Genomic DNA, 12553 nt, shown 5'->3' on the forward strand with positions numbered 1-12553 from the left:
CCCTATTTTTTTTTATACGTACTGTCATTTTATCCTTTGATGAAGGAGGCGTTAGCTTCTATTACCGCAATTCTATTTTTGGTAACAACGCTTTTTTTTTATTGGGATAACTTTGGAAAGAGATACAAGAAATATGGTATTAAACCTATATTGATTAATTGTGGTTTTTATTTTTTTTTGCTATTCTCTATTTTTTATTCAGATAATATATTTATTGGATTTAAAAAAGTACAATCAAGCTTGTTGCTCTTGTTCTTCCCGATTGTTATTTTTTATTTTTTTCCTAAAGTTAAAAAACAAACCATTAAAATATTTTCCTATGGTTTTATTTTGAGCAATTTTGTGCTATTCCTTTATTTTTTCGATATTCTCGCCCAAGGACTCGCAATAGACAGGTTTGCCGGCTTAATGGATAAAAATATTTTAGAACAGGCATTGGCTATAAATACCTATCCATATGAGTTTGTGCTTTCTAAAGCCGAAAAGCATTTGGATGTCCTTTTTGAGCCCCATAAGGTATATCTTTCCTTGCATTTTTTGACTGCAATATTACTTTCCATTAATTTGATTGCAAACTTTAAGATAGACATATTTAAAAAAATACTTTTAGGGATATTGTCGTTTCTATTTGTGTTGGCCATCGTTTACAGTCAGGCAATTACCACGGTTTTAACCCTGTTAATAATACTGGTTCTTACTCCCTTTTTTTATTTCAAGCGGCGTCTGGAGAAAATTATCTTTGGAATAGTAGTTTTTTCTTTTTTAACACTTGGTTGGATGGGGGGCTTGCTTGACACCTATAAAAACAAGAATACAGACTCAATTGCCATGCTTTTGGATTATGTTATCTCATCTGTACCCATGGAAGAAGGAGTGGATAAGCGGATATATATATATGATTGTTCTATTTACCTTCTTAAAAAGGAAATTTTATTTGGCTATGGCGTTGGAAATGTTCAGCAAAAACTAAATGATTGTTATCAAGAAAAAAATTATGTTGTGGCTGAGTTTAGGTCGTTGGGTTCAGAAATAAATACTCATAACTATTACTTTCATATGTGGTTGTCAGCCGGATTGTTTGCCCTTCTTTTCTTGTTGTATATGTTTGGCCATAATTTTTATATTGCTTTAAAGTTAAGGAACTTTACTTTTCTATTTTTCCTGTTGATGTTTTCCCTAAGCTTATTGACCGAGAATGTTTTGGTGCGAATGTATGGAGTGTTTTTATTTGCGGTCATGAATTCATTGTTTTATTCAAATTGCAAGATAGATGCGGGAAACGGGGAATAAAACAAAAAGTCTGGCAAGGGCTTCGGCTATTTATAGCATAGGCAATATAGGTACTTTGGTCATCAATTTCTTTTTGGTGCCATTTTATACCTTTTACCTCTCTAATGAGGAATTAGGCTATTTTGATTTAGTCGCCTCCGCATCCATTTTACTGGCACCTGTTTTTTTCGGGCATATTGAATTGGCTGTACTTCGCTGGGTACTTGCAAATAATGATCCTAAGAATATTACCCGTGTAGTATCGAGTTGTTTGATGGTTTTTCTAATAGGACTATCCATTTTTAGTGTAGTCTTTTCAGTGGTGTATTTATATACGTCGATAACATTGGCTCCTTATGTTTTTTTATATTTGGTTTCCATTTTTTTCTATGTTATTGCCAAGCAAGTAGTGCGTAGCGTTTATTCTTCTTTGCATTACGTTCTTATAGAGTTGTTCTACATCCTTATCGTGCTTTTATTCAGTGTTTTATTTGTAAGTGAATATGGCTTAAAAGCTATTTTTACCTCATATGGCATCGCTTCAGCTTCCTTCTTGATTTATTTGCTTGCTTTAAAAATAACCAAGCATATTGACTTAAAGGCAGTTCGTGTGAATGCAACCAAGGAATTATTGAATTATTCATTTCCTCTCGTACTCAATGCCATGAGTCTATGGATGAACAATCAGTCAAGTAAATATATTATAGCCTCGTTTTTGACGCTAAGTGCGAACGGTATTTATGCTATTGCCTTTAAAATAGCCTATGTCATTCAAATACTAAATCGAATTTTTTATTATTCCTTTCAAGATAAAATGTTCGTAATATATGGTAAGGACGGATTTAAAGACTATTTTGAAAAAACCTTCAATACCTATTCGGGACTACTTTTCTCAATTTTATATCTTCTAATAAGCACGCAAAAAACACTCTTGCCATTTATTATAGACGCTGATTTTCTTGAAGCTACCAGATATATTCCTATTTTGGCCTTAGGAGTGGTTTTCATGTCGTTAGCATCAATACTTGGCATTATTTATCAATGTGAAAAGAAAAACATGCACGCTTTTAAAACATCTTTGGTCTCAGGTCTTTTGATTGTTGCCACCGGATTTTTATTAATTCCGAAGTATCAACTTTATGGGGCATCAAGTGTTTTCGCTTTTGGAAATTTCGTTTGGCTGCTGTATCGGTACTTTGATGTTCAGAAATTTGTGGCCATAAGAGTTTTCTTCTGGAGGTTAATCTTGTATATTGTTATAGCATTCGGCATTTATAGCATTACACAAAACGAACAGTTATGGGCATCTGTTCTAGCAATTTGCCTGGCAGTTATTATATCACTTTATTTTAGTAGAGATCTTGTTCGAAAATTTTTGACAGTGCTATTAAAAAAATAAAAACATGAACAATCGATTGAATTTAATTAGCCTATAATATTGAGAATACCAGTAGCCATATTACTTTGCTTCCTTAGCATAATTACTCTTGTTTTAGAGTGGTTTACTCTTGGCTTGTCTTTATCTCTTTTGGCCTATGGCATCATTTTATACCACACATTTAAAACAGTTGGCCTTAACTCAGTGCTTTTTCTTTTCATGATATTGTTCGGTTTATATGGCTATAGTGTACCTATTTCTGTTTTTTTTGATGCGGATATTGGGTGGCACAGAGTTGCTAAACTTAGAACATGGCAAAAAGTTGATGATACTTTGTTCTCTTTTTTAATATCTAATCAGTTGGCACTTTTTGCCACAAGTTTCCTTTATCTGGTCTTTGTACGAGAACGAATCATGAGAATTCCGGACAATGCTTCTCAAAAAGGAAGAGCAAATTACTTTAGATTCGCAATTATAGCAGGTATTTTGTCAAGCTTAAGTGAGGCTCTTAATTTTGTTCGAGCAGGAGGGTTTACCACACTACTGCAAGGAAAAGCATTTTATCAAGGTGCAATAAACGATTTGGTCTTAAACATACCATATGAAGGATTTTTTTATATATCCATTGCATTATTCGGTCTGTTCTTTGGTACGATTAAGAATAGTAATGATAAATATTTCACCTATTTACCTCCATTCTTTCTTTCTATTTTTTTTGTGCTCTTTATCAATTTAGTCATTGGAGAAAGGGGAACGCTGTTGGTTGCGATGGTAGTTTTCTTTCTAGCTTACACCATAAAAAGAAGAATTACAAGGATTAATTTCTCTTACGCTTTGCTGATCTTCATTCTTTATGTCTGTTTTAATGCACTCACTTTACTGCGGGAAAAAAGTGTGGAGTATAAAGGAATCAGTAATTTTTTAGAAACGTATGAGGATCGGCTATATCGGTTGATGAATCCGGCAAATACCGAATTTGGCTCTCCAGCCTTAAATTATAGAATATTTATAGATAAAAAGCCCGATAACTATAACTATAAGCTAGGTCAGACCTATACCGAAATTAGTACGGCCTTCATTCCACGGTACATATACCCTAATAAACCAATTGGTATTATATATGAATTTAGAAATCAATATTTTCCTGAACGAAAAGAGATGGGAAGTACTGCCGGCACTGGTTTCTCCTCTTTAATGGAAGCCTATATGAACTTTTGGTATTTCGGGCCATTTTTCATCTATTTGATTTTCTTGTTTTTTCTTATTTATATAGAAAGTCGAAAAGGCCGAAATCAGTTATTTATTGATTTGCTGTACCTCGTATTGTTCAATGTTTTTCTTATTTTTTCAAGATCGGCATCGCAGTATATTTTATACACTCTTTTTCTATACTTGGGTCAAATCATTGTGGTCATATTGGTGTACAAAGTGCTGCCGAAACGGATGTTTAAAATTTCAAAAGCTATAGATGCCTAAAGGTAAAATATGTTTTTTCGTGCCGTTTTATCCTCTTATAAAGGGTGGAGCAGAGTATCAATCTAAGATTATAGCTACTGAACTTCAAAAAGAAAGGTATGAAATTGTTTATATTTCTTATGGTCATGAAACTGAAGATTGTATATACGAGAACGATTTTAAAATACATCGCTTAAAGGTGAAAGCTAGTGTATCAAGCAAAGTACTAATGTATAAAGGTTTCATGAGCAGGGTTTTTAATATTATAAAAGTCGAAAAACCAGATTACATTTACCAGCGAATACTAAATTCCTTTACCTACAGGTTGTCTGGTTTTTCGAAAAAAAACAATATTCCACTAGTCCTCCATATTGCCGATAATTATTCGGTAGAATTTGAACAGGGCAGCAAAAGTGTATTGAAAAGAAAAGTATTCTCGACTATTCTAAAAAATAAACCAAACATCATTTGTCAAACACGCTATCAACAAAATAAGGTTTTAGAATTTGGTTATCGGCCTAAAGCCATAATTTCAAATATGCACCCATTGCTTATTGACGAAGTACCCAAAAAGGATTTAAAAAAAATAGTCTGGATAGGAAATGCTAGGCCGGTTAAACAGTTAGAAATTTTTATAGCCTTGGCAAACTCCTTTCATGATTCAACTTATAATTTTCATATCATCGGAAAATTACCAGAGAACAACTATGGCGCAGGACTTTTGAAAGAAATAAATTCCGCAGTAAATATAACCTATCATGGTTCTCAAACCAATGATTTTATCAATTCGTTTTTGATGCAATCGGCCTTATTGGTCAATACATCAGTTTCAGAAGGGTTCTCTAATACGTTTATTCAAGCGTGGATGTGCGGAACTCCAGTACTGGCATTAAATTCAGATCCGGACGGAGTTATGCAATTAAATTACATAGGAATAGATTGCAAGGGCAATGAAACACTATTATCAAGGGGGTTAGAAAAGATTTTAAAATCGCCCTCCTACGATGAAACGTGTAAAAATGCGTTAGAAATCGCTAAATCGCTTTATTCCACTGATGAAAATATAGCCAAATTTGATGGATTATTAGAAGAAATAGCAAGTGAATAAAAAAGATAAACAGGAACAAAAAAAAATACTTTGGACGCATAATTTTCCAAACAATCCTGGTGCTGGGGGCGTATGGATGTATAATCAATATGAGTTTTTAAAAGACCAGGTAGACCTTTATTATTTAGATCGTCTTAGGAATCCATTTCAGTTTATAAAGCATCTGTATACGCTTATTAAAATATCTCAAAAATATGACATTGTACATGCCCAATACGGTTCTGCCGTAGGATTCTTAACTAGTTTAATGGGGGGTACTAAGATACTTTCTCTAAAAGGCTCCGATTGGTATAACGCACCAAACCCTTCAATTTTTCATAAGGTTAGGATATTCCTTGGTGGTCTGCTGACGAGCTTTTCCATAAAGAGATTTCATCATATCATTGTCATGTCTGACGCTATGAAACAACAAGTACTTGCCAAATTTCCAAATGCAAGGGTGGAGACGATTGTAGATCCTATAGATCTTAAAAAGTTTAAAGCGCAAGCTGTACCAAAAAAGGAAGACACAAAAAAAGTGTTGTTTGCATCTGTAGATATCAACAGCCCTATCAAGCAATTTCCCTTGGCAAAGAAAAGTTTTGAGTTACTCCGGAAACGAATACCGAATACGGAGTTGATTACTATGAGTAACATTCCGCACACTGAAGTATGCGCTTTTATGAACGATATGGATGTTTTATTGTTGACCTCTACCCACGAAGGCTGGCCTAATGTAGTAAAGGAAATGTTAGCCCTGGACAAACCTTTTGTAAGTACTAATGTGAGCGATTTGGAAGCTATAGCTTCCAAAACCAATTCTTGTTTTGTTTGTAAAGACGACGCTGAAGAACTAAGTAAATCCTTATATAAGTCCCTAAATGCTCCAAAAGAGAATTTAAGGCATCTGGTTAAAGACTTTAATATGGAAGAGAGTTTGGCAGTAATTGAAAAAATTTACAAAAGGTATCTTTAAAAAAAGAATATTGGAAAGAGAAGATTACATTTTAAAAGGAACTTGGCTCAACCAAACCCTATAATTACAAGCACCTGCATTTCAAGAAATTAATTGCGGATACAATAGAATGCGAAAAAATTCAATTTAACTTTATTATAAACAGCAGTTATTGCCTAATGAAACAATAAAGTAATGTTTTCTGTTTTAATTTTGGTAAAATATGCTTTACAAAAAGCATCTTATTTTTTTACTATCTTTAAATCAAAATTTATGGGAAGACTATGAAAACCATTGAGAAAAGATTGGAAGACGAGCAAAAATTTCATAATGAGATTTTTGAAACAAACAAAAGAACCAAAGAAGTAGGAAGGTTTTATAGTATTAATGATGCCATTGTTAAAGCCTATGATGATTTTATTTTTGAAAACCCAAAAGGTAAGGTTTTTTTGGAATACGGCTGCGGGATGGCCAAAGGCGGTCGTTCTATCAGGCTGGCAAAGCTGGGCGCCAAGGTGCATGGTATCGACATCTCCAATTATGCCATTGATTTCTTGAATAAGGAGGCTGATGAGGAAGGCCTTGATATCGACTACCAGGTTATGAATGCGGAGGAAATGTCCTTTGAAGACAATTATTTTGATATTATATACGGAACAGGAATACTTCATCACCTCGACCTAAAAAAGGCATTTGAAAGTATTGCCAAAAAACTTAAAAAACAGGGGTCGGCTATTTTTATAGAACCTTTGGGACATAATCTTTTGATAAACGGCTTCCGCAATAAGACTCCAGATATACGTACCGAAGACGAGCACCCACTGCTCATGCCTGATTTTAAACTTGCCAAAGATTATTTTAAAAAGGTGGATGTCCAATATTTTTATTTGACCACCTTAGGGGTGCCTTTTCTTTTTAAAAAGAACCAACCTAAACTTCTTATTAATTTTTGTAATGGTGTAGATCGGGTAATTTTTACTCTTTTACCCTTTTTACGTAGGCATGCTTGGCAGGTGGTGGTAAAATTCTCAGATCCTGTTTAATTTAAAATATGTGGTTATTTTTGCCACTAACTTAAAGGAGGGATACGAAAATTCTTTGTGGTTACGAAGAAAGGAGGAAGATTTGCGATCTTAGTTCAGTTCATCGACCTTATGATTTCTGGATACTTTTAGAGGAGTGTAATTCATTAAACAGAAATGGCTATGAGGTTAACCTCCATGCAGCGGAGGGTAATGGCAATGAAGAAAAGGATGGAGTAAATATTTACGATCTTGGTTTGCCAAAAAAAAGATTTAAAAGGATAAGCTTCTATTTAGGTAACCTTATTAAAAAAGCTATCTTATTTGAGGTGGCTATTTACCATTCACAGACAGGAAAATACGGACTACAAAAAAGGCATTTTTCTTTGCCAAACTATGTAGTACCGTCCGAGAATAAACGGGATGGGTTGAGTTAGTAGAAAACGGGGTAAATATTCTTTTAGGGTCGAATAAAAAACGAATCCTCACTATTTACAAAGAGAACAAAAAGGGTTCAATAAATTTTGACATTGACCAATACTGTTTTGGCTGATTCCGGGCATAGAATCGTAAATGCATGAGCGGTATATATTAAATAATATAAGATTTTTTTATAAACTATAAAATGACCAAGCTCGTATCTATAATTACCCCGGTACACAACTCAGAAAAGTTTCTTAGTCAATGTATGGATTCGGTATTAGCCCAAACATATTCGAATTGGGAGCATATTCTTATCGATGATTGTTCATTCGATGGGAGTGAGGCCTTGATAAGAAAATTTCAAGAAAAAGACCCTAGGATAAAATACCATCGCTTACAAAAAAATAGCGGTGCCGGTATGGCCAGAAATAAGGGGATTGAATTTGCAAAAGGAAAATACATCGCATTTTTGGATAGTGATGATGTCTGGTATCCTGAAAAATTGGAAAAGCAATTGCATTTCATGGAACTCAACAATTATCATTTTACCTTTACTTCCTATGACACTGTGAATGAAGATGGGAATAAACTTTCGAAAATAATTAAAGCAAAAAAAAAGGTTACTTATAAATCGGCATTGTACAAAAACCCTATTGGATGCCTAACGGTTATGTACGACGTTGATTTTTTTGGAAAGCAGTATATGTCTTCTATCAGAAAGCGCCAGGATTACGCCCTCTGGTTGAAACTTTTAAAAAAAACCAATGGGTATGGTTTAAACGAATGTTTGGCTAGTTATCGAGTCGGTATTGAATCTATTTCGGCCAATAAATTAGATTTACTAAAATATGAATGGAAAATTTATAGAGATGAAGAAAACCTGCCTTTCTTGAAATCCACATTTTATCTTATATCAGCTATAGTTTTAAAAATGAAAAGTTATTTTTGAAGCAGACAAACTAAATGGTAAATGCCAAGGCTATCAATTTTAAACACTTTAGAACGAAAATTCATACTGCTTGTAGGGGACTTTATTATTGTATTATCATCACTCAATGTTTTTGTAAACCATGCGATAGATAAGGAATTTATATCTTTTCAACTAAAAATAGGCGTATTTACAATAGGAGTAATCGCTTATATGTCATTATCTTATATTCTAGATTTTTATAACTTAGAAAAGGTTAACAAGAGGAAATATATTTTATCTCAATCTCTTTATATCACTGCGCTTTTTGTCTTTGTTGTTTTTATAGTAACGGTACTAGTCTATGACGTTAGTTTCTGGAGAATTCCCTTGCTATGTTTTTTATTGCTGACGCCCATTTCCATTGGGCTCTGGCGCTTTTTTTTTAGTAATGTTTTCAGAATAATCCCAGTCACAAAAAATGTTTTATATATCTATGATGAAAAAGCGGATGAAAATTTTAGAGAAGATGTAAGTACAATTAATGGCAATGAAATGGAGACATTTTATAAAGTTAAACTCACGTATTCAATTGATAAGAATACTCTTTTAAATAAAAACTTCTTTTTATCGGCCGCTGAAAAAATAGATACATTGATTATTAATACGAAAAGTTACGATAGTTTACCTGAAGATCTGGAGCAAATGATTTTGAGCTCAATAATAAAAGGGAAAGAGGTTATATCCTTCACATCGTTTTATGAGAACACTTATGAAGCTATGCCCATCAGATCACATAACGACAGCTTTTTTGAAATTCTTCAAATTAGGAATAAAAAAATTAGATACTTGCAGCAAATTTTCAGCTTTGGCATTAATTTTTCACTTTCACTTTTTATCGGACTAATTTTTTTACTTTGTGTTCCAATTGTCTTTGTTGGCAACCTATTTTTTAACAGAGGGCCTTTATTTTATAAACAGTATAGAGTTGGCCAACATGGAGAAGAGTTTAAGGTATATAAATTTAGATCAATGATAGTGGATGCTGAAAAAGAAGGCGCTATAATGGCAACAAAAAATGATAAAAGAATTACGCCATTTGGAAGAATATTAAGACTTTTTCGAATTGACGAACTTCCTCAAATAATATCTGTTATTAACGGGCATATGCAGTTTATTGGCCCAAGGCCTGAAAGAAAAATATTTGTAGACCAATTGAACAATATTCTGCCTTTTTACAATGTGAGACATTTAATAAAACCTGGAATTACAGGGTGGGCCCAAGTAAAATATAAATATGGAGAAAATTTGGAGGATTCTGTAAAAAAGTTGGAGTATGATTTATATTATATCAAAAACAGGTCTATAACACTGGATATGAGGATTATTTTTAAAACAGTTACAACTGTTCTTTTCTCCAGAGGAATTTAAAACAACATAACAATTATAATGAAAAAAGTACTCATTACAGGTGCTGCAGGATTTTTAGGATCACATTTATGTGATCGTTTTATCAAAGAAGGATTCCATGTAATAGGCATGGATAATCTTATTACCGGGGACCTAAAAAATATTGAGCATTTGTTTCCTCTCGAACAATTTGAGTTTTACCATCATGATGTCACGACCTTTGTTCATCTTCCAGGAAAGCTGGATTATATTTTACACTTTGCTTCACCCGCCAGCCCAATAGACTACCTCAAAATACCCATAGAAACATTAAAGGTAGGATCATTAGGAACACTTAATCTTCTGGGATTGGCCAAAGAAAAGAATGCAACTATTCTAGTCGCCTCTACCTCTGAAGTATATGGCGATCCATTGGTACATCCACAAAATGAGGATTATTATGGCAATGTTAGTCCCGTTGGTCCCAGAGGTGTTTATGATGAAGCAAAACGGTTTATGGAATCCATCACTATGGCCTACCATCGCTTTCACGGCGTTGATACCAGGATTGTTAGGATATTTAACACCTATGGTTCAAGAATGCGATTAAACGACGGTCGCGTGGTCCCTGCCTTTATGGGACAGGCACTACGGGGTGAGGATCTTACCGTTTTTGGAGACGGCAAACAAACCCGCTCTTTTTGCTACATTGATGATCAAGTCGAGGGAATATATCGCTTGCTAATGAGTGATTATACAGATCCGATGAACATTGGCAACCCCCATGAAACCACTATCTTAGAGTTTGCCGAGGAAATAATAAAATTAACAGGCACCAATCAAAAAATAATATTTAAACCATTACCTCAAGATGATCCCATGCAGCGACAACCAGATATAACACGGGCCAGGGAAATTTTAAACTGGGAACCTAAAGTGGATAGATCAGAAGGCCTAAAAAAAGTGTTTGAATATTTTAAATCGTTGACTCCAGAAGAATTGCTAGATAAAGAGCATAGGGATTTTTCCGGGATTACATAGATTATTATTGCTCAAAACGTATTTTTGCGCAAACTTTAAATTATGAATATCCTTATTCTTGGGTCAGGAGGCCGCGAACATGCAATTGCATGGAAACTCAATCAAAGCCCTAAATTGTCTAAACTTTTTATTGCGCCAGGAAACGCTGGTACAGCTAAAATTGGTAAGAATATACCAATAGGTGTAAATGATTTTGAAAGTGTAAAGAAATCAGTGCTTTCGGAAAGTATTGATATGCTGATTGTAGGCCCTGAAGATCCATTAGTAAATGGAATTCACGACTTTTTCCTTAATGATCCTGAACTCAAAAATATTGCTGTTATTGGACCCCAAAAAGCCGCTGCAACATTGGAAGGCAGTAAAGAATTTGCCAAGGAATTCTTATTCAGACACAATATCCCAACCGCTGCTTATCAAAGTTTCACTTCTGATAATTTAATAGAAGGATATGCGTTTCTAGAAACATTGAAGCCGCCTTATGTTTTAAAGGCAGATGGATTGGCGGCTGGTAAAGGGGTTCTTATTTTGAATGATTTGCAAGAGGCCAAAGATGAACTGAAAACGATGCTGATCGATGCCAAATTTGGCAGTGCAAGTGCCACTGTGGTTATCGAGGAGTTCTTGGCAGGGATTGAGTTAAGTGTTTTTGTATTGACCGATGGTCAAGGATATAAAGTGTTGCCTACAGCCAAAGATTATAAAAGAATTGGAGAAGGAGATACAGGATTGAATACAGGGGGTATGGGAGCCATTTCACCGGTCCCTTTCGTTAACGAAGAATTCTTAGAAAAAGTCCATAAGCGTATTATCAAACCAACCATTGAAGGCTTAAATAAGGATCAACTGCCTTATAAAGGATTTATTTTTATTGGTTTAATAAAAGTAGGGGACGATCCTTTTGTAATTGAGTATAATGTGCGTCTTGGGGATCCTGAGACTGAAGTGGTAATTCCAAGAATTAAAAACGATCTCGTTGAATTATTTACTGCAGTGGCCGCTGGTAAACTGAATTCGATTGAACTGGAAATTGATGAAAGGACAGCAACAACTGTGATGTTGGTTTCCGGAGGTTACCCACAGGCTTATAATAAGGGGATAGAAATTAAAGGTATAGACCAGGTAGATGAGGAGTCCATTGTTTTCCATGCGGGAACCCAACTGAAGGAGCAAAAAATCCTGACTAATGGTGGCCGGGTTATGGCTATTACTTCCTTTGGGAAAAATTTTAGGGAGGGACTTAACAAATCTTATCAAAATATTGATAAAATTCACTTTGATAATATGTACTACAGAAAAGATCTGGGTTTTGATCTATAGTTACTAATTCTTAAGGTTGACGATTCCTATTAAGCTGTATTAAGAAAGCGAAACATCAAATTTTATAAGTACGAATGGGAAGTAATGCTCTTATCTTCTTCTCCGCTATCGTCAAACTTTTTAAGTTGCATCAGCCAGTAAATCATCGCAGTAGCTCCTAGTAATACAAAGATCCAGTTTACAGCATTGGAAGTCCACCAGTTAGACATAAATCGAAAAAAATCATAAGGCCAGAAAAGTCCGTTTACGAATAAATCTTCTATGCCCTCAAAAAATGCTCTCATCTTGGTTATATTTACATTACAAAAAT

11 protein-coding genes are annotated in these 12553 nt (G+C 34.3%); 10 read left to right on the forward strand and 1 reads right to left on the reverse strand.

Annotated elements, in window-relative coordinates:
• The first annotated feature begins 330 nt into the window (after positions 1-330).
• The 10 genes from Q0874_RS03870 to purD all read left to right on the forward strand — a co-directional run bounded on the left by Q0874_RS03870 (position 331) and on the right by purD (position 12243).
• A complete protein-coding gene (locus Q0874_RS03870) occupies positions 331-1290 on the forward strand; it encodes an O-antigen ligase family protein (RefSeq protein ID WP_299159611.1) in 960 nt (319 codons plus the stop codon).
• Positions 1271-2668 (forward strand): lipopolysaccharide biosynthesis protein, encoded by a 1398-nt coding sequence (locus tag Q0874_RS03875; RefSeq protein WP_299159612.1) that lies wholly within the window; start codon positions 1271-1273, stop codon positions 2666-2668. Before Q0874_RS03870 ends, Q0874_RS03875 begins: the two co-directional genes overlap by 20 nt.
• 39 nt (positions 2669-2707) lie before the next feature.
• Entirely contained in the window at positions 2708-4123 is a 1416-nt protein-coding gene (locus Q0874_RS03880; RefSeq protein WP_299159614.1) for an O-antigen polymerase, read from the forward strand.
• A complete protein-coding gene (locus tag Q0874_RS03885; protein ID WP_299159616.1) occupies positions 4116-5210 on the forward strand; it encodes a glycosyltransferase family 4 protein in 1095 nt (364 codons plus the stop codon). Before Q0874_RS03880 ends, Q0874_RS03885 begins: the two co-directional genes overlap by 8 nt.
• Positions 5203-6165 carry a glycosyltransferase gene (locus tag Q0874_RS03890; RefSeq protein ID WP_299159619.1) on the forward strand — a complete coding sequence of 321 codons (963 nt, stop codon included), beginning with the start codon at positions 5203-5205 and terminating at the stop codon, positions 6163-6165. Before Q0874_RS03885 ends, Q0874_RS03890 begins: the two co-directional genes overlap by 8 nt.
• 263 nt (positions 6166-6428) lie before the next feature.
• Positions 6429-7187 (forward strand): bifunctional 2-polyprenyl-6-hydroxyphenol methylase/3-demethylubiquinol 3-O-methyltransferase UbiG, encoded by a 759-nt coding sequence (locus Q0874_RS03895; protein ID WP_299159621.1) that lies wholly within the window; start codon positions 6429-6431, stop codon positions 7185-7187.
• A gap of 604 nt (positions 7188-7791) precedes the next feature.
• On the forward strand, positions 7792-8538 hold the full coding sequence (locus Q0874_RS03900) for a glycosyltransferase family 2 protein (protein WP_299159623.1): 747 nt from the start codon (positions 7792-7794) through the stop codon (positions 8536-8538).
• A gap of 21 nt (positions 8539-8559) precedes the next feature.
• On the forward strand, positions 8560-9927 hold the full coding sequence (locus Q0874_RS03905) for a sugar transferase (protein ID WP_299159625.1): 1368 nt from the start codon (positions 8560-8562) through the stop codon (positions 9925-9927).
• A gap of 18 nt (positions 9928-9945) precedes the next feature.
• A complete protein-coding gene (locus Q0874_RS03910) occupies positions 9946-10926 on the forward strand; it encodes a UDP-glucuronic acid decarboxylase family protein (RefSeq protein ID WP_299159628.1) in 981 nt (326 codons plus the stop codon).
• 42 nt (positions 10927-10968) lie between these two features.
• Positions 10969-12243, forward strand: a complete 1275-nt coding sequence (gene purD, locus Q0874_RS03915) for a phosphoribosylamine--glycine ligase (RefSeq protein ID WP_299159630.1) — start codon at positions 10969-10971, stop codon at positions 12241-12243.
• 62 nt (positions 12244-12305) lie between these two features.
• Here purD and Q0874_RS03920 read toward each other — a convergent pair whose 3' ends face one another.
• Complete coding sequence (locus Q0874_RS03920) at positions 12306-12527, reverse strand: uracil phosphoribosyltransferase (RefSeq protein ID WP_299159632.1); 222 nt, start codon at positions 12525-12527, stop codon at positions 12306-12308.
• Positions 12528-12553 lie beyond the last annotated feature (26 nt).

Source organism: uncultured Eudoraea sp., assembly GCF_947490415.1.
Taxonomy (GTDB): Bacteria; Bacteroidota; Bacteroidia; order Flavobacteriales; family Flavobacteriaceae; genus Eudoraea.